At 68.8% G+C, this 22,038-nt stretch carries 25 protein-coding genes and 1 pseudogene; 15 read left to right on the forward strand and 11 right to left on the reverse strand.

Features of this window, described 5'->3' with window-relative positions; genetic code table 11:
* Positions 1 to 320: 320 nt before the first annotated feature.
* Together ACQPZP_RS05030 and ACQPZP_RS05035 are read right to left on the reverse strand one after the other, a co-directional pair.
* Positions 321 to 1,007, reverse strand: coding sequence for a response regulator transcription factor (locus ACQPZP_RS05030; RefSeq protein WP_433476453.1), 687 nt, complete (start codon positions 1,005 to 1,007; stop codon positions 321 to 323).
* Positions 1,004 to 2,185, reverse strand: a complete 1,182-nt coding sequence (locus tag ACQPZP_RS05035; RefSeq protein WP_433476454.1) for a sensor histidine kinase — start codon at positions 2,183 to 2,185, stop codon at positions 1,004 to 1,006. Before ACQPZP_RS05035 ends, ACQPZP_RS05030 begins: the two co-directional genes overlap by 4 nt.
* Positions 2,186 to 2,435: 250 nt before the next feature.
* On the opposite strand from ACQPZP_RS05035, the gene ACQPZP_RS05040 reads away from it, so the two are divergent.
* The 3 genes from ACQPZP_RS05040 to ACQPZP_RS05050 all read left to right on the forward strand — a co-directional run bounded on the left by ACQPZP_RS05040 (position 2,436) and on the right by ACQPZP_RS05050 (position 4,759).
* The gene (locus ACQPZP_RS05040) at positions 2,436 to 3,089 is read left to right on the forward strand and encodes an ABC transporter ATP-binding protein (protein WP_433476455.1); all 654 of its coding nucleotides are present in this window, start codon (positions 2,436 to 2,438) and stop codon (positions 3,087 to 3,089) included.
* 11 nt (positions 3,090 to 3,100) lie between these two features.
* Entirely contained in the window at positions 3,101 to 3,829 is a 729-nt protein-coding gene (locus ACQPZP_RS05045; protein WP_433476456.1) for an ABC transporter permease, read from the forward strand.
* A 546-nt stretch (positions 3,830 to 4,375) separates the two neighbouring features.
* Positions 4,376 to 4,759 carry a YybH family protein gene (locus ACQPZP_RS05050; protein WP_433476457.1) on the forward strand — a complete coding sequence of 128 codons (384 nt, stop codon included), beginning with the start codon at positions 4,376 to 4,378 and terminating at the stop codon, positions 4,757 to 4,759.
* Between the two features lie 233 nt (positions 4,760 to 4,992).
* On the opposite strand, the gene ACQPZP_RS05055 is transcribed toward ACQPZP_RS05050, so the two are convergent.
* The gene (locus tag ACQPZP_RS05055) at positions 4,993 to 5,223 is read right to left on the reverse strand and encodes a hypothetical protein (RefSeq protein ID WP_433476458.1); all 231 of its coding nucleotides are present in this window, start codon (positions 5,221 to 5,223) and stop codon (positions 4,993 to 4,995) included.
* A gap of 4 nt (positions 5,224 to 5,227) precedes the next feature.
* Between ACQPZP_RS05055 and ACQPZP_RS05060 the strand changes: the two genes are divergently transcribed.
* Entirely contained in the window at positions 5,228 to 5,494 is a 267-nt protein-coding gene (locus tag ACQPZP_RS05060; RefSeq protein ID WP_433476459.1) for an extracellular solute-binding protein, read from the forward strand.
* Between the two features lie 51 nt (positions 5,495 to 5,545).
* Here the strand turns inward: ACQPZP_RS05060 and ACQPZP_RS05065 are convergent, their stop codons facing one another.
* The 4 genes from ACQPZP_RS05065 to ACQPZP_RS05080 form a co-directional block, all read right to left on the reverse strand.
* A complete protein-coding gene (locus tag ACQPZP_RS05065; protein WP_433476460.1) occupies positions 5,546 to 5,752 on the reverse strand; it encodes a TOBE domain-containing protein in 207 nt (68 codons plus the stop codon).
* 180 nt (positions 5,753 to 5,932) lie between these two features.
* Positions 5,933 to 6,961, reverse strand: coding sequence for a class I SAM-dependent methyltransferase (locus ACQPZP_RS05070; protein WP_433476461.1), 1,029 nt, complete (start codon positions 6,959 to 6,961; stop codon positions 5,933 to 5,935).
* Positions 6,962 to 7,412: 451 nt separating this feature from the next.
* Positions 7,413 to 7,715 carry a hypothetical protein gene (locus ACQPZP_RS05075; protein ID WP_433476462.1) on the reverse strand — a complete coding sequence of 101 codons (303 nt, stop codon included), beginning with the start codon at positions 7,713 to 7,715 and terminating at the stop codon, positions 7,413 to 7,415.
* 701 nt (positions 7,716 to 8,416) lie between these two features.
* Positions 8,417 to 9,064 (reverse strand): TetR/AcrR family transcriptional regulator, encoded by a 648-nt coding sequence (locus ACQPZP_RS05080; protein ID WP_433476463.1) that lies wholly within the window; start codon positions 9,062 to 9,064, stop codon positions 8,417 to 8,419.
* 61 nt (positions 9,065 to 9,125) lie between these two features.
* Here ACQPZP_RS05080 and ACQPZP_RS05085 point away from each other — a divergent pair, with 61 nt between their 5' ends.
* The 4 genes from ACQPZP_RS05085 (at position 9,126) to ACQPZP_RS05100 (ending at position 13,592) form a co-directional block, all read left to right on the forward strand.
* Positions 9,126 to 9,779 (forward strand): class I SAM-dependent methyltransferase, encoded by a 654-nt coding sequence (locus tag ACQPZP_RS05085; protein WP_433476464.1) that lies wholly within the window; start codon positions 9,126 to 9,128, stop codon positions 9,777 to 9,779.
* Between the two features lie 130 nt (positions 9,780 to 9,909).
* The gene (locus ACQPZP_RS05090; protein WP_433476465.1) at positions 9,910 to 10,746 is read left to right on the forward strand and encodes a class I SAM-dependent methyltransferase; all 837 of its coding nucleotides are present in this window, start codon (positions 9,910 to 9,912) and stop codon (positions 10,744 to 10,746) included.
* Between the two features lie 209 nt (positions 10,747 to 10,955).
* Positions 10,956 to 11,327, forward strand: coding sequence for a DoxX family protein (locus ACQPZP_RS05095; protein ID WP_433476466.1), 372 nt, complete (start codon positions 10,956 to 10,958; stop codon positions 11,325 to 11,327).
* 771 nt (positions 11,328 to 12,098) lie between these two features.
* A complete protein-coding gene (locus tag ACQPZP_RS05100) occupies positions 12,099 to 13,592 on the forward strand; it encodes a CHAD domain-containing protein (RefSeq protein ID WP_433476467.1) in 1,494 nt (497 codons plus the stop codon).
* A 374-nt stretch (positions 13,593 to 13,966) separates the two neighbouring features.
* Here the strand turns inward: ACQPZP_RS05100 and ACQPZP_RS05105 are convergent, their stop codons facing one another.
* Together ACQPZP_RS05105 and ACQPZP_RS05110 are read right to left on the reverse strand one after the other, a co-directional pair.
* Positions 13,967 to 14,209, reverse strand: a complete 243-nt coding sequence (locus tag ACQPZP_RS05105) for a three-helix bundle dimerization domain-containing protein (protein ID WP_433476468.1) — start codon at positions 14,207 to 14,209, stop codon at positions 13,967 to 13,969.
* Positions 14,210 to 14,252: 43 nt separating this feature from the next.
* Positions 14,253 to 14,645 (reverse strand): luciferase family protein, encoded by a 393-nt coding sequence (locus ACQPZP_RS05110; RefSeq protein ID WP_433476469.1) that lies wholly within the window; start codon positions 14,643 to 14,645, stop codon positions 14,253 to 14,255.
* A gap of 7 nt (positions 14,646 to 14,652) precedes the next feature.
* On the opposite strand from ACQPZP_RS05110, the gene ACQPZP_RS05115 reads away from it, so the two are divergent.
* Both ACQPZP_RS05115 and ACQPZP_RS05120 read left to right on the forward strand, forming a co-directional pair.
* Positions 14,653 to 14,883, forward strand: a complete 231-nt coding sequence (locus tag ACQPZP_RS05115; RefSeq protein ID WP_433476470.1) for a hypothetical protein — start codon at positions 14,653 to 14,655, stop codon at positions 14,881 to 14,883.
* 9 nt (positions 14,884 to 14,892) lie between these two features.
* Positions 14,893 to 15,147 carry a three-helix bundle dimerization domain-containing protein gene (locus ACQPZP_RS05120; protein WP_433479556.1) on the forward strand — a complete coding sequence of 85 codons (255 nt, stop codon included), beginning with the start codon at positions 14,893 to 14,895 and terminating at the stop codon, positions 15,145 to 15,147.
* Here the strand turns inward: ACQPZP_RS05120 and ACQPZP_RS05125 are convergent.
* Positions 15,144 to 15,560, reverse strand: a complete 417-nt coding sequence (locus tag ACQPZP_RS05125) for an STAS domain-containing protein (RefSeq protein ID WP_433476471.1) — start codon at positions 15,558 to 15,560, stop codon at positions 15,144 to 15,146. The two genes, ACQPZP_RS05120 and ACQPZP_RS05125, sit on opposite strands and share 4 nt — an antisense overlap.
* Before the next feature lie 889 nt (positions 15,561 to 16,449).
* On the opposite strand from ACQPZP_RS05125, the pseudogene ACQPZP_RS05130 reads away from it, so the two are divergent.
* Positions 16,450 to 16,968 (forward strand): annotated as a pseudogene (locus tag ACQPZP_RS05130) (PP2C family protein-serine/threonine phosphatase); the annotation flags it as partial.
* A 59-nt stretch (positions 16,969 to 17,027) separates the two neighbouring features.
* On the forward strand, positions 17,028 to 17,828 hold the full coding sequence (locus ACQPZP_RS05135) for a SpoIIE family protein phosphatase (protein ID WP_433476472.1): 801 nt from the start codon (positions 17,028 to 17,030) through the stop codon (positions 17,826 to 17,828).
* Between the two features lie 922 nt (positions 17,829 to 18,750).
* On the opposite strand, the gene ACQPZP_RS05140 is transcribed toward ACQPZP_RS05135, so the two are convergent.
* On the reverse strand, positions 18,751 to 19,515 hold the full coding sequence (locus tag ACQPZP_RS05140) for a hypothetical protein (protein WP_433476473.1): 765 nt from the start codon (positions 19,513 to 19,515) through the stop codon (positions 18,751 to 18,753).
* A gap of 347 nt (positions 19,516 to 19,862) precedes the next feature.
* Between ACQPZP_RS05140 and ACQPZP_RS05145 the strand changes: the two genes are divergently transcribed.
* The 3 genes from ACQPZP_RS05145 to ACQPZP_RS05155 all read left to right on the forward strand — a co-directional run bounded on the left by ACQPZP_RS05145 (position 19,863) and on the right by ACQPZP_RS05155 (position 21,687).
* On the forward strand, positions 19,863 to 20,240 hold the full coding sequence (locus ACQPZP_RS05145) for a hypothetical protein (RefSeq protein ID WP_433476474.1): 378 nt from the start codon (positions 19,863 to 19,865) through the stop codon (positions 20,238 to 20,240).
* Positions 20,241 to 20,944: 704 nt separating this feature from the next.
* Positions 20,945 to 21,370: a luciferase family protein gene (locus ACQPZP_RS05150; RefSeq protein WP_433476475.1), complete on the forward strand. Its 426-nt coding sequence runs from the start codon at positions 20,945 to 20,947 to the stop codon at positions 21,368 to 21,370.
* On the forward strand, positions 21,367 to 21,687 hold the full coding sequence (locus ACQPZP_RS05155) for a three-helix bundle dimerization domain-containing protein (protein WP_433476476.1): 321 nt from the start codon (positions 21,367 to 21,369) through the stop codon (positions 21,685 to 21,687). Before ACQPZP_RS05150 ends, ACQPZP_RS05155 begins: the two co-directional genes overlap by 4 nt.
* Positions 21,688 to 22,038: the final 351 nt, after the last annotated feature.

Genomic DNA, 22,038 nt, shown 5'->3' on the forward strand with positions numbered 1-22,038 from the left:
ACAACGGAACGCGCTCTGCATCGCGGTCCACGCCCTCGTGCCCACGCAGACGGCCGCCCGTCGATCCCACCGTCACAAAGCATGCTGCGTGGGCCTGCTCCACAGATGCACGCGCCGACGCGTGCATGGCACCGGGTGTCCCGCACATCAGCCCAGCCTTGAAAGGCCAAGGCGGGCGACATCCTGCTGTGCCAAGACGGTAGCGGTGATCGCTCCCAGACCGTCGAGGCATTGCGCACCGTGATTCCCGCCCTCAGGCAACGTGGCCTCACCCTCGTCGCACTCTGAGCGGACGGCAGGCTGGGCCTCCCGCGTTCGGTCTACACGGAGTGGGAGCCGGTGGCGGGAGGGCGGACCAGGCCGGTCTGGTAGGCGATGACGACCAGTTGCGCGCGGTCGCGGGCGCCGAGTTTGACCATGGCGCGGTTGACGTGGGTTTTGATCGTGGCGGGGCTGACGACGAGGTGGTCGGCGATGTCGTCGTTGGACATGCCGACCGCGACCAGGCTGAGGACTTCCCGCTCCCGGTTGGTCAGCATGTCGAGAGCCGGGGGAGCGGGCGGGGGGCCGTCGTCGGGCCGGGCCAGGAAGCGGGCGATCAGGCTCTTGGTGGCGGTGGGGGACAGCAGCGCGTCGCCCCGGCTGACCACGCGGATTGCCTCGATCAGTTCGGCGGGTTCGGCGCCCTTGCCGAGGAAGCCGCTGGCTCCGGCGCGCAGGGCCCGGTACACGTACTCGTCGATCTCGAAGGTGGTGAGGATCAGGACCCGCACGCCCGCCAGGTCATCGTCCTCGGTGATCATCTGGGTGGCGGTCAGGCCGTCGGTGTCGGGCATGCGGATGTCCATGAGGACGACGTCGGCGCGAGTCTGCCGAGCCATCTCCACGGCCTCGCGGCCGGTGCGTGCCTCGCCCGCCACCTCCAGGTCGGGAGCGGAGTCGATGAGCACGCGGAACCCGACGCGCATCAGCGCCTGGTCGTCGGCGAGCAGTACCCGGATGCTCACGGCCGTCCGCCCTGGGACAGCGGCAGCAGGGCGTCGACGCTGAAGCCGCCTTCCGGGCGGGGACCGGTGTGCAGATGGCCGCCGATGGCCGTGACCCGTTCATGCATCCCGGCGATGCCGTGCCCTCGGCCCGGGATGGTCTCCAGCACGACGCGGCCGTTGCCATCGTCCTCAACTCTGATGCGTAGTCCTGAGGGTGAGTAGCTGAGTTGGACGTGTGCCGCGGCTCCGTGGGCGTGCTTGCGGATGTTGGTGAGCGATTCCTGGAGCACGCGGTAGGCGGTGAGGTCGGTGGCGGCCGGCAGGGGGCGGGCCGTGCCCTCGATGCCGCGCTCGATCCGCAGACCCGCGCGGGCGAAGGAATCGACCAGTTCGTCGAATCCGGCGAGCCCGACGGTCGGCTCGGTGGGGGCGGCCGGGTCGCCCGGTTCGCGTAGCAGCCCGATGGTGTCGCGCAGTTCGTCTAGTCCGGTCCGGCTTGCCTGGCGGATGTAGGCCAGCGACTGGCGCGTCTGGTCCGGTCGCTTGTCGAGGACGTGAGCGGCGACACCCGCCTGCAGGTTGATCAGGGCGAGGTGGTGGCCCACGACGTCGTGCAGGTCGCGGGCGATCCGCAGCCGTTCCTCGGTCACCCGGCGGGCGGCCTCCCGGTCGCGGTCGCGTTCGGCGTGCCGGGCGCGTTCCTCGATCTCGGCGATGTAGTCGCGGCGGCTACGGGCGGCGTCGCCGGCCGCCAGTGCCAGGCCGCCCAGCGCGATCACGGCCACGTTCTGCCAGCCGTCCGCCCACAGGCTGGGCCGCAGTCCCGCGTGGGTGAAGGCCAGCCCCAGCACCGCCAGCCAGCCGAATGTCAGGGCCCTGCGCCGGCCGGTGGTGCCCGCGGTGTCGGCGGCGTTGTAGAGCGCGATCATGGGTGCGGCCAGCGCGAGCCCGTGTCCCCTGGTCAACGCCACGTAGAAGGCGACCGCCGCAGTGGTGACGGCGAGCACCGGAAACGGGCTGCGGCGCCGCCACATGAGCGCGACACATGCCACCCCCGCCGCCAGGCAGGCCCCGATGCTGCGCCGGTCCTGCGCGGTGGTCAGCAGCATGACCGCGTACAGGACCGCCACGACGGCGGCGTCGCAGATGTGCGGATGGCGTCGTAGCGCGCGCTGTGTCCAGTTGGAAGCGCTCATGCCCACAACGGTAGGCACCGGTGATGCGGTCGGCGTCACCTCGCCACGGTACGCCGGATGCGGTACGCCGCCTCTCCCGTACTGCGCCAGGTGGACCACACAAACCGGGTGAGAGGCGGACGACCGAGACGCGGTCCCCGGGCGATAGTCGGCCGTGCACTCACCCGACGCGAAGGACGCGATCACCATGACGGAGATATCGGTCAGGGGTCTGACCAAACGGTTCGGCCCGACAACGGCGGTACAGGACATGACCTTCGAGGTGCCGCCCGGCCAGATCACCGGATTCCTCGGACCCAACGGCGCCGGCAAGACCACCACCCTGCGAATGGTGCTCGGGCTCATCCGTCCCACCGCCGGCACGGCACTGATCGGCGGACGGCGCTATGAGACGCTGCCGCACCCGCGTCGCGTCGTCGGCGCGATGCTGGAGGCGACCGCCGCTCATCCCGGCCGTCGCGGTCGAGACCACCTGCGCATCCTCGCCCAGGTGACCGGCGTCCCGGAAACGCGCGTGGACCAGGTCCTCGACCAGGTCGGGCTCACCGAGGCCGCGGGACGGCGGGCGGGCGGTTATTCGCTGGGCATGCGCCAGCGGCTCGGGCTGGCCGCCGCGCTGCTGGGCGATCCACGGGTCTTGCTGCTGGACGAACCGGCGAACGGCCTGGACCCCGCCGGAACGGTGTGGCTGCGCACACTGCTGCGGGATCTGACCGCCGACGGCCGCACCGTTCTGATCTCCAGCCACGTGCTGAGCGAGGTCGCCCAGACCGTCGACCACGTGGTCATCGTCCACGAGGGACGGCTGTGCCACACCGGCCCGCTGGCGGAACTGGACGACCTGGAGACGGCCTTCCTGCGCCTCACCGCCACCGAGGCCTCGGCCTCCGCGGACGCCCACTGAGGAGAACCGGAATGCCAACCCTGATCAGCAACGAACTGCGCAAGCTCCGCACCATCCGCGGCCCCTGGCTGCTCCTCGCCTCCGGACCGCTGCTGACCGTCATGGGCGTCGCCGGGGTCGTCGCCGGCGACCGCGACCTGACCAAGCCCGAGGCGGTGACGGAGGCGGCCTCGCACGTCGGCCTGATGTCCGTCCTCGCGCTGGTCTTCGGCATCATCGCCATCGCCGGCGAGTACCGGCACAAGACCATCACCGACACCTACCTGGCCACACCGCGCCGCGGCCGGGTCATCACCGCGAAACTGATCGTCTGCCTGGCCATCGGCACGGTCTTCGGCGTGTTCCTGGCGGTCACGGCGGTCGCCGCCATCGCCCTGGCGTTCCCAGTCGACGGCGGCTCTCTGGACCTGTCGGACGACGGCCTGTGGCGCACCCTGGCCGGCGGCATCGCCTGGAACGCCGCCTTCGCCGCCATCGGCGTGGCCGTCGGTGCCCTGCTGCGCAACCTGTCCGCGGCGCTCGCCGCGTCCCTGGCCTGGATAGCGCTTGTCGAAGGGATCATCGGCCAGCTGATCGGTGACCTCGACCAGTGGTTGCCGTTCACCAGCGGCCAGGCGCTCGGCGGCCTGCCCACCGCACCTGACCTACCGCAATGGGAAGCAGCCTTGATCCTCTGCGCCTACACGGCGGCATTCACCGTGGTCGCCATCTCAACGTCCGCACGACGCGACGTCACCTGAGACCCCGCCAGTTGGGGGTGCGCGCTGGTCAGGGTGAGTTTCCCCCGCAGCACGGACACCATGATGTTGCCCCCGTTTGACGGCGCGGGTGTTGAGAGAGAAACGGTTCGACGATCTTTCGAAGGAGAGCCCACCAAACCAGGGTGGTTATGGCCTCTAAAGGAGGAGAACCATCTTGATGGCTCCCTGGCAAGGCCGTCTTGATGAGGGCGTGACGCAGAAGCGCCCAACCGGCGCTGATGGCTGTCGCCGCGGATCCACCGTGACGGCTTCACCACGCGCATGGCAGCCGAGGAGGCTTTGGCCGAGCTCCGGACGCGGTCAGATTCGGGTCGTGGGCCGGTCTCGGTGGGGGAGTGCCATCGAGCCGGTCCCGCCCGGGGGATCCGATCTGGAGGCGCTTTCCACGACGCCGGTCGAGTGGTTCATTTTCCGCGTTCATCCATCCGCCGCCGCTACGCCGCCAGCGAAGTGTCGCTGGCCGACCTGGCCACCTTTGCCGGGCTTGACCTTGACGTCGGCGTTACCCCTTACGCTGTGCCGCCTATGAACCAAGACACCTTGCTGCAACACGACCAGTCCTTCTTCCAAGCCCTGATGGACGCCGACACCACCCGGCTGGAGGAGTTGCTTGCCGAGGACTTCGTCCTGGTGGGCGTCGAGGACGGCGCGGTCGCCGACAAGGCCGCCCTGCTCGCCCTGATCATCCGCGGCGCCCTGCGCTTCCCCGCGATCGACTCCTTTCCGCAGGAGGCCATCGTCCGCCGGGTCGGTGACGTCGGTGTGGTCGTCGGCCGAACGAGCATGACCTTCCAGAACCCGGATGGGACGACGTTCAGCGCGGGCAGCCGCTACACCCACGTCTTCGCCGCCGACGCTTCCGGCGGGTGGCGCCTGCTCTCGGCCCAAGGCACGGCCATCAAGCCCTGACGCACCTTGGACCCCGACGCTCGAGTGCCGCGCGGTCAGGTGCGCGCGGCGCATACATGATGACCGCGACGCCGACCAGGCAGACCAGGGCGCCGGCACACCGACGCCGAGGTGATGTGGAGGCGCTGGGCCGCAGCGGCCCCGCGCAGAATGCCGGCACCTCACCTCCGGCCACGCAGCGCATGCGCAGGCCGCCGGGCCCGCTGACACAGATCAACGTGGAGTCCCCCCGTTTACCGGCGCCAGCCCTGGCCCGTGTAGTTCCCGCAGGGGTTGGCCATCAGGGCGACGTAGTTGGCGGGAGCCCCGGCCGTGTCCGGGCACAGGCCGCTGGTGAGTTTGGTGATCTGGCCGATGCCGGGGTTGTAGCGCCACTGCTGGCCGCTGTAGTTCCCGCGCGGGTTCAGCACGGCGTTGACTTCCCTGGCGGGGGCTCCGTCCGCCGCCGCTGGCGTGACCGTCAAGCCCGTGTCCCTGGAGCAGGACGTCAAGGGCGCCCTCAACAAGGTCACCCTCGGCGAGGCCGACGCCGCGCTGGTCTACCGCACCGACGTCAAGGCCGCCGGCACCAAGGTCCACGGCATCGACTTCCCCGAGTCCGCCAAAGCCATCAACGACTACCCCATCGCCACCCTGAACAAGGCCCAGCCCGCCCTGGCCAAGGAGTTCGTCCAGCTCGTGCTGTCACCGCAGGGCAACCAAGTCCTGTCCGCAGCCGACTTCGAAGCCCCCTGATCCCACCCTGCGTGGCTTGCGCCGCCGGTCGGCACGGTCGGCCGGCGGTCTTCACGTGCCGTCGACGGCCACGATCACATCGGAGGCCTTGATCACCGCGGTGACCTCGCTGCCCTCGGCCAGCCCGAGGTCACGCACGGCCTCCACGGTGATCGAGGCGACCAACCGCGTTCCACCGGCATCGAGTTCGACGTTCGCGGTGGCCTCACCGACGGTGATCTTGGTGATCCTGGCCTGGATCTGGTTTCGTGCGCTCAACCGCATCAGACACCCCCTGCTCCCCGGTCACCGGACAAGAGCGACTCCGCTGGATGTGCCCTGGGCCAGGTCCGCCATACCTCGCCCATCGCATCCCCAGCCCCTGGTACCACGGAGACGACTCAGATCGGCCGACACCCGGTCGGCGTGGGACTCCACCGCAAGTGGTCGAGGGACGGCCTAGCACCGGGTGGCCAGGGCGAGGAACCGGTGGGGCGGGTCGTCGTAAGAGTCAAGGCGCCACCCTGCGGCGGCCGTCAGCCGCCCGAGAGGTCCGCGCGCCAGGGGTTCGTCCGGCTGCAGGGTTCGGCCGTGCCGCGCGGCCAGTGCGGCCCGTCCGGATGGATGGAAGACGATCAGCCTGCCGCCGGGGCGGGTGATGCGGGCCAGTTCCGCCAGCCCGGCCGCGGGGTCCGGCATGTGCGGCACCAGTCCGGCCGCGAAGACCGCGTCGAATCGAGCGTCTGAGAAGGGCAGCCTGCGGGCGTCGGCCAGCACCAGGACGGCATCGTGGGCACGGCCGGTGCTACGGGCGACGTCCAGCATCTGCGGGGTGATGTCCACGCCGACCACCCTCCCCGCGGGACCGGCCGCCTCGCGCAGGGCGGGCAGCGCGCGTCCGGTGCCGCAGCCCACGTCCACGACGTTCGCGACGGCCGGGATGGCGGCCTCCTCGACCGCGGCGGCGTAGGCGGGCATGTCATCGCCGAACTTGGCGTCCCAGGTCGCCGCGCGGGGTCCGAAGAACGCCCGGCTCTCGGCGATGAACCAGTTCCCGCGCCCGGCCAGGTGCAGTGCGGCATGGCGGATCACCGGCCACGAAGGGTCATATAGGTCGATCACGATGTCGGCGTTGTTCTCCTCGTCACCGCCGCCACGGTGGGTGCGCAGCCAGATGACAACGTCCCAGCCACCCGCCGGCGGACGGGCACGCCACTCGTTCCCGGCGGCGAGCATGACTGTCTCTGGGATCCGTTCGCTCACCGCGCCGCCGCCGGTGTGGGGCCACGCGCAGCCGCGCCCGTCAGCACGCAGCCGGTCGGCCAGCCGCTCGGCGAACACGCCCGCATACCGACCGCCATCGACCACCACGCACACGGCGCCGTCCGGCAACATCCCGGCCACCCCGTCCATGACTTCGCGCCAGCGGCCGATCTGCTCCTCGCTCATCGACCCCCGCGCCGGCCCCGCCACGGCATCGCTCGTCATACATCCCATCATGCAGAAGCAACACTAAGACGACCAGTAAGTGGGCAAATGCGAGATCGAAAGGAAGATTTCCCTCGCATGTGCTGCCTGTCGGTGCGTTTGCGGGCCGCGGATCATCAGCGGTTTCGGCTTGGTGACCGTGTTCCCCGGCGTGCCTTCAGGTTTCGCGCCGCGCTGGACCCCCCGGGGTGGCGGGAGTCGTCAGGGGCGGCTCGGGGTCGCGCGGATGAGGACGAGTGATCCCTGGTAGGACGGCCGCGTGCGGAGGGCCCGTGGCGGGCGTCCCAGGTGCCGTCGGCCAGGTCGCGGGCGAGCCGTTCGGCGCAGGCGGTGGCGGTCTCGGCCGGGTCGAAGCTCCAGGCCGAACAGGCCATGCGGGCGCCGGGGTCGAGGAGCATCTCCGGCCGGGCGTAGTAGGCCTCGTTGAACCCGTCGGTGCAGTCGGCGGGAATCAGCACCGGTGTGACACGGTCGTGCTGTCGAGGAGGCCGGTGATGTCGGCCATGGGCGGGTAACGGCGGGCCTCGGTCTCCAGGACCAGCGGCGCGTAGTCGTACAGCCAGAAGTCCCACACCGACGATCCCGCGTGGGGGTTCGGGGCGGTGAGCGGACTGGCCCCGATTCTGCTCCAGGGCACCGACCGGGGGTGGCGGATCTCCGGGACCGCCATCCTGTGCTGGGAGTGGATCAGGGCCTGGCCGCCGGGCATCCCGCTCGACCGGGTCGACGCGGTACTCGACGAGCTGGCTCTCATCGCCGACAGGATCTCACGACCACCGCCGGACAGGTCCGCGCCCGGTGACCGACCCCCGCTGACGGCACGCCCGTTCCCTCACCGGCCGCCGTAAGTGTTTGGGACGAAATCAAGGAAGACCTGCTGGCCTGCCGCGTACGCGCCGAGGTATGGCTGGGTGAAGTCGAGGGCATCGACCTCACTCTCACTTACCTCCGGCAACGACTCGCCCAAACCAACTTTCCGACGCACGCGATCGCGGCCTGAGCGGACGACGAGTGGTTGCGGCCGTGGGAGGCAGCAACGTTTGTGCGTCGGTTTGAGCGACGGTTGCGGGTTCGCGTGGGCGGCGGTGTTGATGAGATTCAGCGACGGTGAAGTGTCGATGGATCGGTGAGGGGCCTCTTCTCCCGAACGTGATCCCGGCTGCAAGGGAGGGCCTGCCGATCCCAGGGGCCGTCCTGCGCCGCATCCTCTGGCATGGATGGATCTCCGGTCAGTTCCAAGACAGGCGTTGGCGCAGGTGGACTGGTCGGGCGAGGTTGTTCTGCCGTGCACGCGCCGATCAGCGTCCGGGTCATGCAGCGCCCGGTACCCGGGCCGAGCGGGTGGGGCTCAGTCCGGCATGTGGGGCACTGCGCCAGGTGACTTGGCGGCGGTAGAGCCGGACGAGGAATCACGGGATCCTGGAGCAGGATCACCCTGGCCACGCTTCTCCGCAGCTAGCCCGCCGCAGGGTCGTCGGTGCAGAGTTGGGTGGTCAGAGTGGCGTAGGCCCATTCTTCCCACCTGTCCGGTGACCAGCCGCGGTCTTGGACGAAGAGCAGATACAGCTGGGGGCTGAGCAGGCCGAACAGCAGGTCGGCGGCCATGGCGACGGAGACGCCGGGGCGGGCGCCGGGCTTGTCGACCAGGGCTCGGGCCGCGGCGTGCTGCACGGTGAAGCGCGGATCGGCGTCGTCGGGCCATTGCGCGGCGATCTGCGGATCGGTGGCCGCGGCGGCCGCGATCAGCGGCATGATCGGGGCGACCCGGCCGAGGATCTCACCGGTGCCGCGCACGTGCGCGCGCAGGTGGCCGGCCGCGGTGGGCGCGGCGCACGCGGCGCGGAACCATTCACGGTCCATGGTGGCCACCGGCTCGACATCGCCGGCGATGGACGTGTCCACGACGTCCTTGAACAGCGTGCGCTTGTTGCCGAAGACGAAATAGACCGTCTGAACGGCCACGCCCGCCCGGTCGGCGACCTCCTGCAGGCTCGTCGCCCCATAGCCCTGCGCCACGAACAGCTCTCGCGCCGCCTGGATGACCTTCTCGCGGGTGCGGCGGGAGCGCTCGGCGCGTTTGTCCGGCCGCTTGACGGTGTCCATGGTTGCGAGTATATCTCTAGAGTCGAACACTAGAGTTTAACTCCAAGAATCGAGGAGAGTCATGGATCAGCCGAACGCCGCTCAGGGCGTGGACGCGGACAGGGCCGATACCGAACGCGGCCAAGAGGAGGCCGTCCGAGGCGAACTGGAGGGGTACTACCGCGCCGGCAAGCCGCCGTGGGACACCGACGTGACACCGCCTGAGCTGGTCGCCCTGGTGGAGGGGGCCGGTGGGCTGCCGCCCGGCCGCGCTCTGGAGCTCGGCTGCGGCACCGGAACCAACGCCATATATCTGGCCCGGCACGGCTGGGACGTCGTGGCCGTCGATCTGGTCGACCGTGCGGTCGAGCAGGCCCGGGCCAAGGCCGCCGCGGCGGGGACGGCGGTGCGGCTGCTGCGCGGGGATGCCACCCGGCTCGATGAGCTGGATGTGCCCGGCCCCTACGACGTGTTCTTCGACCTGAGCTGCTACTGCGGCATCCCGCCGCACCGACGCGACGCCTACGCCGCCGGACTCACCCGCCGCGCCGCTCCTGGCGCCCGGCTGCTGATGTTCGGGTACGGGCCCGAGGCGTTCGACGACCCGATCTCCGGCGTCACCGCCGACGAGCTGCGCGCCAGGTTCGCCGGCTGGGAGCTCGTCGACACCACACCTGGCACGAACCCGGTGCCCACCTTCTGGTTCACGCTGCGCAGCATCGCCGGACAAGCATGAGCCGCGCGACGGCACCACGAGGCCGACATGGGCCGGCCGACCTTGGGCTCAGACCGGCGCGGCGACTCCCGCCCGGCGCTCGTTCCCGCCCGATCGTGACTCAGCCACACCATCCAGCGAAGGAGATCTGATGCACACCGTTGTCAACGTCCAGCAGGCGGAAGCGTGGAACGGGTGGGAGGGGGCGGTCTGGGCCGACAACGCCTCCCGCTACGACGCGATGATGGGCGGCTTCAACCAGCCGCTTCTGGAGGTCGCCGCGATCGGCGAGAACGACACCATCCTGGACGTCGGATGCGGCACAGGGCAGATCACCCTGCTGGCCGCACGCCGGGCGACGCGAGCGCGGGCGGTCGGCGTCGACATCTCCGAACCCATGCTGACCCGCGCCCGCGTCGACGCGTCCGAACAGGGTATCGTCAACGTGCGGTTCGAGCAGGCCGATGCCGAGGTCCACCCCTTCGAAGAGGGTGGATTCGATGTCGTCATCAGCCGCGGCGGCGCCATGTTCTTCTCCGATTCCGCGGCCGCGTTCACCAACATCGCCCGCGCGCTGCGTCCCGGCGGCCGGATGGCGTTCACCGTCCCGCAGGCGGGCGGCCCCGACAGCGAGTACGCCCGGGCCACCGCCGCGCTCGCGCCACTGATGCGCCGCCCCTCGCCCGCGGCCCAGGGCATGGGATCGCTGTCCGACCCCGACCGCATCCACCGCGTACTCGGCGAGGCCGGTCTGGCGGAAGTGAACCTGCGGCCGGTCGAGGCGCCGATGGACCATGGCCGCGACGCCGCGGACGCCTCAGACTTCATCCTCGGCCAGGCCCCGGTCCGCTTCAACCTCCAAGACGTGGACCAGGCCACCGCCGCTCAGGCCCGCGAGGAGCTCCGGGCCGGACTCGCGGCCTACGAAACTCCGGGCGGAGTCCGCATCCGCGGCTCCGTATGGCTGGTGAGCGCCATCCGTCCCTGAGCGTCCGACAGGCGCCCACATCACCCCTGGGCCGCCGATCCACGAGCCGCCATGCCAGGCCGTGCCGTCTGCGGACGACTTCGATGCTTCACCCTCCTGCGATCGTCAGGCCGCGCCCAGGCAGAGCCGACATTTCCGTCATCGGACCGCCGACATCTAGCACCAGCGCCAACCCCTGAGCCCCTTACCATCATGAGGAACCCCAGATCATGAACTTGTTGTTGTGGATCCTGCAGGCCGCGCTCGCGGCGCTGTTCGCCGCGGCGGGGGCGATGACAATCGCCCAGCCCAAGGACAAGCTCGAACCCAAACTCCCCTGGACGACCGACTTCGCCGCCGGCACCATCCGCTTCATCGGCCTCGCCGAACTGGCGGGCGCGCTCGGACTCATCCTGCCCGCCGCCACCGGCCTCACCCCGATCCTCACCCCACTGGCGGCCACCGGCCTGGCTCTGCTGATGGCGCTGGCCGCACTTACCCACCTGCGACGGAAAGAGCTCACAGCGATCGCGCTCAACACGGTATTGCTGATCGCAGCGGCGGTCATCACCTGGGGCCGCTTCGGCCCCTACGCGCTGTAGAAGCCCCGCTGCCATGCCGACCACACCGACACCGAGCCCGCTCATCACCGAGCCCACCGGCACAAAGGCCGCACGGCCGGACAACTGCGCGTCATGCTCGTCGACGAGCCGGTCGAAGATCCGCTTGGAGGTGTGGCGCTGCCGGCGCGGCGCATTCAGATCGGCCCGCAGCATCGCATCGATCACCGGTTCGCAGGGATCAAGCCGCGTGTCCCGCGGGTCATCTTCTTGCGCGGCTTCGGCCACGCGAGTCCATTGCCTGCCGCACGGTCGGGTGCGAGACTCCGTGCTTGCGCATCACTGCGCGGATAGACAGCCCATCTCGTACATCACGGCGGATGGCCGCGTACTAGGGCTGCCGCGCCATCCAGGCCCCCTCACGGTGGGTGACACAGCGGATACCTCCACTGCAAGCCCTGAGGGCGTTGCTGAAAACGCATCAACACAGCAACCCGACGATCAGGGCTGTTGCCCAAACTCATCGACAAATGTTGCCGCTAGACGCGGACGAAACCACGACGAGCCCGTACCTTCGGACGGTTGCCGCTGACCGTGGGCCGCACAGGTGAACTGGCTGTGAATGGCGGTGGCTCGTTCTCGGGTCGCCTTCGGCGGCACCGCCGGGACGAAGCGGCGCTGTCCCGGGTCGGCGCCTCGCCTCGGTGTCCGCAGTGGATGACCTGCGTGGTGTCGGCTCTGTCCGCTGCGAGGACGCGTAGAACGAAGAGGACGGGTAGGTGAATACGACAAGTTCTCGTAAAGGAGGATGAAGTGGCGGCCCATGTGGAGGTCGAACGCAAGTACGAGGCCGGTAGCGGCTACAGCCTTCCGGACCTGCGGGAGGTACCCGGTCTGAGCGCCGCCGCCGAGCCCCGAACACTTACTCTCATCGCCCACTACTACGACACCGCCGACCTGAGCTTGGCGCGCCGAGGCATCACGCTGCGGCGCCGTACGGGCGGCACCGATGACGGCTGGCACCTCAAGCTGCCCAGGAACAAGGGTGGGCGGGACGAGATCCAGCGGCCGGCCGGAGCGGCTGGCATGCCGCCGCCCCCCGAACTGGCCGACCTGCTCCTCGCCCACACCCGCGGCCGTCCGCTGGTGGCGGTGGCCGAGATCCGCACCGACCGTACCGAGCGCGCACTGCTCGGCCGGAGCGGCACCGTGCTGGCCCAGCTGGTCGACGACAACGTCACCGGCATCCGGCTGGAGCCGCGTGACGAGGGCGTGACCGCCTGGCGCGAACTGGAGGTGGAGCTCGTCGACGGGGAAGAGGATGTGCTCGACGCCGTCGGCGAACACCTGACCGGCTCGGGCGCGCGCGCCAGTGAGGCGCCGAACAAGTTGTCGATCGTGCTGGGCGCCGACGCCGCACCCGGCGGCCATTCCGTCGAGATGCGCAGCACCGCCCAGGTGATGTCCGCCTATCTGAGCGCACAGGCCGCGCGCATGCTGGCCTATGACCCCCGGGTACGCCTCGCCGACCATGACGACGACTCGGTGCACAAGATGCGCACCTCGATCCGCCGGTTCCGGAGCATCCTGCGCACCCACCGCAAAGTCCTGGACCGGTCTCGCGTCAATCCACTGGATGCCGAACTCAAGTGGCTGTCCGACGTGCTCGGCGAAGTCCGCGACCTGGAGGTGCTCCGGGCGCGGTTCCACACCCAGCTCGCCGACCTGCCGGGACGTCTCTCCGAGCCGGGCTGGCTGCTGGAGATGGAGCACCAGGAACTCCAGACCCGAGAGCGGCTGCGCGACGTCCTGCGCAGCCAGCGCTATCTGGCCCTGCTGGATCGCATCGACGCGATGGTCACCGATCCGCCCGTCCGCCGGAAGGCGCACAAGGCGGCGCGCAAGCAGCAGCAGAAGATCGTGGCCAGGACTTGGCGCAAGATGACCGACGCCTACCAGGAGGCGGAGAAGGCGCCGCAGGACGGTGACCAGAACGCCGCCCTGCACAAGACCCGCAAGGCGGCCAAACGGCTTCGCCACACCGCCGAGGCGGCGGAGCCCGTCCTCGGCAAGCAGGCCGCCAAGATCGCCCGGCGCGCCGAGAAACTGCAGGACGTCCTCGGTGACAACCAGGACAGGATCGTCGCCGCCAGGCATCTGGAACAGATGACCCCCGAGCCTGGCAGCACCTCCGACGCCTACACGCTGGGGTCGCTGACCACGCTCCAGCGATACGACGACCCGCTGACCGACCTGCCCCGGACCTGGCGGAAGGTGGCTGACCGCAAGCTGGTCAAGCGGTTGTAGGCGCACCGTTCACCCTCTCTACCGGGTGGTGGCGCCCGGACGCCGGGCGCCACCACCCGGTTACACCTCGATGAGGTCTCCTGCAGGACGATCTGCCCGACGGTCCGAGCGCGATGAACGGCGGCCAGCAGCATCGCCAGGAAGCTGATCGTTGATCGCCTGTACCCGTCGCTCGCACGCTAAGTGATCGAAGCGGTGGCGCCCCAACCCTGCCTCGGCGCTCTCGTCATGAACGACAACTCCGAAACGGACTATCTGCAGTTCATCCGGGACCTGGCCTGGGCAGATCGCTGCTACGGGTGGGGCTGGTGGAGACTGACCGGCGCGGTCAGCAGGGCATTTCGATGCGATAGCGCTGCGCTTCGGTGGCCGGCCTATTGGTCTGAGATGCGCAGTCGCTCGCGGACCATCCGCTCGACCAGGATGGGGACGAAATCGCGGATGGGGTTGCCGTCGAAGCGGTGGTGGACGTCGCTCACTGTCTGTGTGACCTGGTCGTGGGTGTAGGCGTCGGCGAACGACTCTTGGAGGCGGCTGGTCACCTTTTGCAACGCCTGCTGTTCACGTTTCGCCGAGTTCCCTTGGGGGTGTTGTGCCGGTGGATGCTCTGCGGTCACCGCTGTGTCCCCTTGCTGACGGGAGTCGTTCTTGCGTCGACTCCTAGCGTGCGACCGTTTCGGCGTGGGGGCAAGGCGCGGTCTTGCGATGGGGGACGCCCGGAGCGGGGGTGTTGGCGGTGATCGCCACGCTGACCAGGGAGATCAGGAGGGTGACGTCACCGTGGCTGTCCAGTCGGACCCCGACCCAGTCCCTGCCCGGCGCTACCGTCACGCCGCTGTTGTCGGTGAGTGCGCTGCCCATGCGCCGTACCACGGGCCAGGTGAGGTAGACCTCGGCTGCGTCCGGGGTGTGCAGGTGCACGATCTGACGGGTCTGGAACGCCAGGCCCCTGCCGGTGCCGTCGCCGGCCCGGCACACCGTGAGCGCAGGCCAGGCACGCAACTGCTCAAGCGCGAGGTCAGCGAAGCCTTGACGTGGGTGGACAGCGCTCATAGCGCCCATGCTGGAACAGCCGCCGATCGTGCCGATACCCCGGAGACCTAAATCGTTATCAACCTCACCATCCAGAGGGGACCAACAGTTCACCTGCGCGCCCAGCGCGGGTCAACGGACCGGCGTCTGGCTGGCACTGGTGCAGGAAGGCGAGCGGCCCGACGGCCACGCCCGCATGCCAGACCTGAAGCTGACGGAGGTCGGCGTGGAGGGTGTTCAGGCGGTCTCGACGCTCTGAAGGCAGGCTCTGCGAAAGGTGACCCATCGTCTGCGGCGGGCGTTCGCTGGCACCCGTTCCGACGACAAGGTGATCGAGGCGGTGACCACGGCCCGTCAACGGTTCGATGGCAAGCCCATCCGCGACTCCGTCCCCATCCTCGTCGGACCGGATCGCCGGCGAACGGCTGCGCGTATCAGATCAGCTGCCGGCCCCGCGGCATCGGCCAGCGGGCTGATCGGATCGTCTGGCGGGGCGATTAGGACGGGCTGTCCGGGCGATTAGGACGGGCTGTCCAGACCGGACCGCCTGGCGGAGTGGTGAGCAGAGCCCGAGGTGACCGGCCGGTCGGCCAGGACGGCGCGCAGAGCCTCCGCCAGTGTGAGGTATACGGGAATGCAGGCGGCCAGCCGACTCACCTTCAGCGCCTGGATCACCTGGAGGCTCGGCCCGGCCATCCGGGTAGTGGTCCCGTGGTCCAGGGCATTTCGATGAGCGTCGCCCAGCACGTGGATGCCGCCGCTGTCGATGCCCAACATGTCGGTCAGATCGAACACCAGTTGCTCACCGGGGCAGCGCCGCGCGTCGTCGAGATAGCTCCGAAGACGCGCGTGGCTACGCTGATCGACCTCTCCCACTACAGCGATCACTGTGACCTGGCCGGGCAGATGGCGGTGGGACAGTTGAAGGCTGCGCATGATGGGCATCCTTCCTCGCCCGGTAGCGGCGAGATGTTCACTCGGGGGCCATTCGTGGACAAATGATGAAAGATCGCCACCGCGGACAGGACTACCGGTCGTCGCGTCCGCGGGGACGGCCGACTCCCAGGTGCCCTGGGACGTCGGCGTCCCAGGGCGGGACGGTCTTCGAACCGGCCTGGTGGGCCAAACCTGCCTGGTACCTGATCTCCACCGGCGACCGGCGTGCTCTCACCGTCCGCCCAGCGCGCCCTGGCCGAACGCGCTAGAGCCACCACCACCGAAACCCCGGGAAGCCGCGCGGTCTTGCTGGGGAGTCCCAAGGAGGCTTCTCCCCTGCGGACGAGTTGGCCACCGTGCTCTGGCCGGGGCGGTTGGAGGGCGAGTTCGCCGAGACCGGCCTTGACTCGCCCAGCCGCCGTAAAGACGCCCTTTCAACCTCGGTAGCGTGCAGAACGAGCTCACAGAGAGGCCCTCACTGAGCTGCGCCGGTGTGGAGCGCCCCAGGTCCGCGCGATGACCAGGCGAACATACATCTCCAAGCGGGGGGCAGCAGGGATGTATGGGCGCCCGGCGCTTGTGGGTGGACCGCCTGCTTGAGCAGCCACTGAGCCGCAGGCTGGTGGCGATCCCGCTCGCACTGATCGTGGTGATCACCGTCGTGGACCTGCAACTCCCGACGACCGTCCATCTGGGCCCGTTCCTGGTCATCGCGCCGGCCCTCACCGCCTCCATCGCCGGGACCCGGACCACCGCCGCAATAGCGGCCGTGACAGTGGCGGCCCAGATGCTCATCGCCGTGTTCCACGGCGGGCTGACCACAGCCAACCACGTGGCACAGATCATCGCGCTGACCATGCTCTCCGCGTTGGTGGTCTTCTTGCAGTTCATGCTTGAACGGCGTAGCCGGGCGCTGAGCCGGGTGCGGTCGGTGGCCGAGGCGGCACAGCGGGTTCTGCTACGGCCGCCGCCCCGCCGGATCGGGCCCTTGCGCGTGGCCTGGCTGTACCTGGCAGCCGAGGACGAGACCCAGATCGGGGGCGACCTGTTCGCGGTCACCCGCGCCGCCCGCCCCGCCACCCGGGTGGTCATCGGCGACGTCCGCGGCAAGGGCCTGGCCTCCATCGGCGAGGCCTCAATGGTGCTGGGAGCCTTCCGCGAGGGCGCTCACCGGTACGCCACCCTGCCCGACCTCACAGCCGTCCTCGAAGACAGCGTCTGCCGGAACCTGGAGGAGCTCGCCACCGAGCACGACCTCGGCGAGCACTTCATCACCGCCCTCGTCCTGGACATCCCCGACTCCGGCCCGCACGCCGCCATGATCAACTGCGGACACCCGCCGCCGCTGCTGGTGCACGATCACCAGGTCACGACCCTGCACCCGCGCCGCCCCACACCCCCGCTCGGCATGTGCGAACTCCCGTCCCGGCCCGCCGCACCGACCCGTTCACCTTCGAGACCGGTGACATGCTCGTGCTCTACACCGACGGCGCCATCGAAGCCCGCTCACCGGCCGGACACTTCTACCCGCTCGCCGAACGAGTCGCCTCCTTCCCCGCGACCAGCCCCGACTCCCTGCTGCACCACATCCACAGCGACCTGCTCACCCACATCGGCGACCAGCCCGCCGACGACACCGCCCTCCTGATCATCAAACGCAGCCCACCCATCACCCCCAACTGCCGCACCTCACAGCCCACACCCTCAACGACCAGCCCCCTGACCCGCCGGGACCGCACCCAGACCGGCCAAGCCCCAGCCGATCCCGGTCCCGGTCGCCGCAAGCGAGCGAGGAAAATGCCTGACGGCGCCCAGTGGTTCCCCCAGCGCCAGAACCTCCCAATGCCCGCGTCGATCAGAACCGGTCCCTGCCGGGTCACTTGCCAAGAGTTGTCCGCAGGCGTCGAACAAGTGCACGAACAACGCCTTCGCGCCGTCGAAGGACTCGCCGAGTGCTCATACCGTGAGGTAGGCCCAGTCGTCCAGATTTCAACGGTGGGCGACCTCGATCGCCTCCTGGTGTGTCACATCGCCGACCATGCGCGCAGGGCAGTAGCGGTTCCCTTCGCCGCGGTGGTCATGGAAGCGAAAGCCGGAAACGATCCTGAGGATCTCGCGCACCTCTCGGTGAGCTGTGCTTTCGCTTTACGACATAGTCGTAAAGCGAAAGCGGTTCAACGCGGTTGGCAAGGGAAGTGTGTTCAGGTCTTGGGGACGACAGGCCGGCCGTCACCGTGTCGTAGACACCCTTGCGCTCCCCCTTGCTGAGGACAGGCTGACGCCGCTCTAGGATGAACAACTGTGTCCGAGGATCGGCCCGGACATGACCCAATCAAGAAGGGAGAGTCATATGTGTGCCGTAGAAGGACACGCGCAGCAGACGTGTATGTTCTGCCAGACGTCCTACTGCTCGCTCTGTGACGGGCACCCCGGGGATGGAAGTTGTCTCCCGCCCGAGGGCAGCACCGCCCCGGAGGCGGGAAACGGGCGTTGCCTCCAACTCGCGGCAAGCGCTGCCACAGCGGGGGTGGTGAGTAATCCTGTCTCCTAGTTGAGTGCCGACGCCCCCATGCTGGGGCATCGACATTTTGATCCGGCGGCTCTCCTGGAATCCCAGGAGAGCCGCTGCTTGGGTCCTCTGCCGCCCCGCCGTGGACGGATCCCGGACATGTTCCATACATGTCTAGAAAGGGCGATAAACTGGCAAATTGGCTTGGAAGTCCTGAGGCGTATCCGCTGGTATCGGGTCGACGGGGGGTGCCACGCCCCTGGGACGCCGCCATGACCCGCCGGAATGCCTATCGAACGGATCGCGACGCGGCAGGTTCGGCGCCGCCGCGGCCGGCCAGGCTGGACCACCATGCCGACCTCGCGCAGCTCGGCATGCACCCGCGGCGACCCATAAGGTTCAAGCGGTGTGCACTATGCGGATCTGCTCGGCCAGACGCGTATCGCCGGCGCTCCGCGCGCGGCCCTGGCCGCAGCCGCCCCTGCGGGCCAGCTCGACAGCCTTGGCCGATCAAGGGGGAAGTCCCCTACCCGGGAGCCCTTCCGGCGCCCGCGTCGATCAGAACCGGTCCCTACCGGGCCACTGGCTTACGGCCGTCCCGCAGGTTCGCGCACACCGGACAGGCCGGCAGTGAAGGTGCCGGCCCTCACCCCCGGGTTGTCGGAGGTGGGGGCCGGTGGGTCAGCGCTTGCCGCAGTTGCGGAGCGCGGCGTCGTGCCCGAGGGGCGTCCGCTCGTAAGGCCCCCCAGGCAGCATGCGCCAGGGGTCTCCCGCGACTGAATCGCCGGAAAACCCGCGGTACTTGTAGTAGTCCTCGAACTCCACGCCGTCGAAACGGGCGGCGCCGAGGATCTCCAGCGCCTGCCTATGGGAGGCGCCGGTCCCCAGCAGCCGGCCGTAGCGCAGGCCGGGCTGGCTGTGCTTGGTCGTGTTCCCCTCGACCTTGGTGTAGTCGCCCGCGGCTCCCAGAACCTCGATGATCATCTGACGGCTGGGAGCCGTTCCGGTGAAGGCTCCTGCCCAGAACTGGACCTGCTGGTACTCGCGGGCGTCGAACAAGTGCACGAAGAGTTCCTTCGCGCCCTCGGGGGACTCGCCGTGTGCTCGTACCGTGAGGTAGCCCCAGTCGCAGAGATCGCGACGGTGGGCGATCTCGATCGCCTCCTGACGCGTCCCGTCCTCGAGTTCACGCACACCGCAGTAGCGATGCAACACACCGACTCGGTCTCGGTGACGAAAGCCGGCGACGATCCTGAGGATCTCGCGCACCTCTTGGCGGGTTGCGCTCTCGCGGGCCACGACGTAGTCGTAGAGCATAAGGGGCTCGATACGGTTGGCGAGGAAGTCGTCCAGCTCCTGGGCAGAAATCCCGCTCGCCACCGCGTCGTTGTAGACCCTGCGCTCGCCTTCGCTTAGGACGGACTGACGCCGCTCGGTCTCCAACATGTGAACCTCCGGTTCTCTTGTTCGTAGTGATCCTTTTCTGGAACCGTCCGATCCCCACAAGCCTGGGCAACTGCGGGTGTCCCCCCGCCCCGGATCTGACGCCGCGTTCTCCTGGCAGAACGAATTGCTCACCTGGTTCCGCGGGGTGATGGACGCACCACAACAGCACGACGCCGCCGAACCCGATCTGGAGCTTGTCGACTGGAGAGGTATCAGTTCACGCGTGCTTTGGCTCCGGGCCATGTGATGTTTCCGTGACGTGCCAGCGCCGTCTGGACGGTCCTGAGTGCAAGAAAGTCCTGCCGGTCATCGGCCGGACACAGCCAACCGAGAACGGAGTGTCAATCATGACATCTGGGATCCGGCGCAAGAGGCGGACCAGGACGGAGCATGTGCGGACGGTTCGCGCGTTCTTCGCCCAGATCATGCTCATGCTTGCGCTGGGGGTGCTGCTCCTGACGGCGGCCTCCCCCGACAACGCCCTCTGGCAGTCGCTTCTGATTCCCCCGGGGTGGACGGTCGCGTGCGTCATGTCCATGCTCCACTGGGAGAAGATGATCGACCGCCTGCGTGAGCGGTGGTCGAACGTCTCTGCGAATCAGGAACTAACCGAGAAGCTGCTCGACCGCTGGGGCCACGCCTGGCTCCTGCTCTGGTTGGGCACCCTCCTCGGCGGGCTCGCGTGGGCGCTCCTGGTCCTCACGAGCTACCTCCCGCAATACTGACCGGCGGCCCACAGGCCACCGTCACCTCCGCGGCCGCGGCCGCCGGGTCGGTCCAGTAGACCGCCCGGCGGCCCCGGCCGTCCTTTTGTTTGTTGTTTTGAGCTGCCCGTAACCTCTAATTAGTCGTAGGCGATCGTGACGGTGGCGCTCCGCCAGGAGCAGAAGCCGTCGACCTGGACGAACCTTCTGTCCGGTCTCTGGATCGCTTGAAGCGACATGCTTTCCAGGACTATGGGGAAGGGCCGTTCCAGCAGAATGCGGGGGCCAGCTGCGCGGAATAATGAAAGAAGTTGCTCGCTCGTACGAGCGATCATCTCCAGGTTCCCGGATCGCCGAAGCTCGTCTGGATCATCGTGATCACGTCCGGCGTGTTGTGTGAACGTGAACGGCGGCCCCGGGGCATCGCTCTTACACGATGGTTGGACGAGGTTCCCTGCTCCTGGACACTTCATCCGCGCTTGCCCCGGCGCCTTTCCAATAGCCATGGCCCGCCGTGCTATGCGCCGCAGTCGCGGTCGGTCGCGCTCCGGGCTCTTGCGGTTCATGACACGGGGCGTCGGCGGTGCGGCCGGTACGAACTCCTCTCCCTGAACCAGGGATGATCCAAGTCTCAAGGTGTCCACTAGCGAGGGAAAAGTCCCTTTGATGACGATTTAAGTTCTCGGGGGTATCTCCGAGGTTGCCGACTGCTCCAGCATGGCGGCATGGGTGCTGCGTCCCACCCTCATCAGGGGTTCGCTGACCAGGCGCTTCGGCAGTTGGGTGCGTGGCCTGCGCTCACGGTGTGCCGGGCGGTCGACGGCGCGGGCAGGGGCCTTAAGGTGGGCACCCGCCAGATCGTGCACCTGCACGCCCCGGACGAGGCCGAGGTCTACCTGACTCGGCCGGTGGTGCAACGCATGGCCGATGCGCTCACCGACAGCGGCGGCGTGACGATCGAGCCGGGTGCGGACTGGGTGCGGGTGCGCCTGGACCACCCTGGTGATCTCACGCTGCTGGGCTCGCTGGTGAGTGTGGCGATCAAGACCAGCACCCCGGTCGTGCCGCATCGCAGGATCCCGCCCTGCCCGCACGCTCAGACGGCCGCGCGCGAGCAATCAACGACTTGCCGCGGAGGGGGAGAGCGGTGACCGCACAGCACCCACCTGCACACGACACCAAGAACGACTCGGCCGTGCGTGAGCACCAGGCGCTGCGGGAGGTGACCACCCGCCTCCGTAAGTCGTTCGCCGCCACCCACACAGATGAGCAGGTCACCCGGGCGGTGAGCGATGCCCATCACCGCTTCGACGGCAAACCCATCCGTGACTTCGTCCCCATCCTGGTCGAACGGATGGCCCGCGAACAACTACGCGCCCCTCAGACCGACAGCCCAGCCCCACGACAGCGCCGCACCATCGTCTCAAGGCTGGCCTCGAGCCTTCACCGGGCGATGAGTCGTGCGTGACTGTTTGGGCGAGGGAAGTGCCTCCGAGCTGGGAGGATAGGGGTCTGTCGAGGGTCCCGTCCGCGGCGAGTCCCCGGGCCGCCGCCCGCGGGAGCCTCCCAGAAGTGCTGGTATATGAGCCCAACCGGCTTGCGAAGAGGGTATGGAACGGCCGTCGAGGCGCACGGCCCGTCCGGCTCGCACGACGTGGTCGTCAACACCGACCATGGACTCTTCGACATGGCCGGGGATGTGACCGAGGAGCAAGCGCGCAGCAGATCGACACGAACCTGCTCGGCCCGCTGGGGGTGACGAAGGCGGCGCCCATACGCGCGGACAGGCCAGACCGACGACACGCCCAAGTGAAACCTG

Source organism: Spirillospora sp. CA-142024 (assembly GCF_050942325.1).
In the GTDB taxonomy this organism is placed as follows: domain Bacteria; phylum Actinomycetota; class Actinomycetes; order Streptosporangiales; family Streptosporangiaceae; genus Spirillospora.